This is a genomic window from Pseudomonas sp. WS 5010, from assembly GCF_012985565.1.
Taxonomy (GTDB): Bacteria; Pseudomonadota; Gammaproteobacteria; order Pseudomonadales; family Pseudomonadaceae; genus Aquipseudomonas.
In genome coordinates this window covers 1-538 of sequence record NZ_JAAQWQ010000036.1, presented here as the reverse complement: position 1 = coordinate 538, position 538 = coordinate 1, and the positions used below count along the sequence as shown (strand labels likewise).

Below are 538 nucleotides of genomic sequence, written 5' to 3'. Positions count from 1 at the left end.
CCTGTTGAATTCGACAGGCCGGAGGGCGTGCGCATCGGGGTGTTTAACCCGGATGCGCTGCTTGCGCGGATTGTATTGTTTGAGATGTTACAAAGACGTAAAGAACGCGCCGGTTTTGGGTGAAGAAATTTTCATCCACGCAAGCTCGACCGTTCAGGCGAAACGCAGGATCACCCGACGATTGTGCTGGCTTTTCTTCTCGATTTTTTCGCAATAGACCTCGCCGATTTCCCGGGTGTTGAGCACGTGGGTGCCGCCACAGGGCTGCAGGTCGATGCCTGCCACCTCAATCACGCGCAGATCGCCCTGGATTGCCGGTGGCCGGTTGGTCTTGCTGCCGATCCGTTCCAGCAGCGCGGGGTATTGCGCGGCGGGCATGCTCAGGACGTTGACCGCGCACGCGCGCTCGATCAGCGCATTGAGGTCGCGGGTGATGCGGTCTTTGTCGAGGGTCATTTGCGGCAGATCGAAATCCAGCCGGCCCTTGTCGGCGCTGATGCTGCAACCGGTCACGGGGGCATCGATGAGCGCGCCCAGC

Annotated in this window: 1 pseudogene; it reads right to left on the bottom strand. The window is 60.4% G+C overall.

The features are described 5' to 3' along the window. Nucleotides 1-153 precede the first annotated feature (153 nt). Nucleotides 154-538: pseudogene (locus HBO11_RS28460) on the bottom strand (alanyl-tRNA editing protein); the annotation flags it as partial.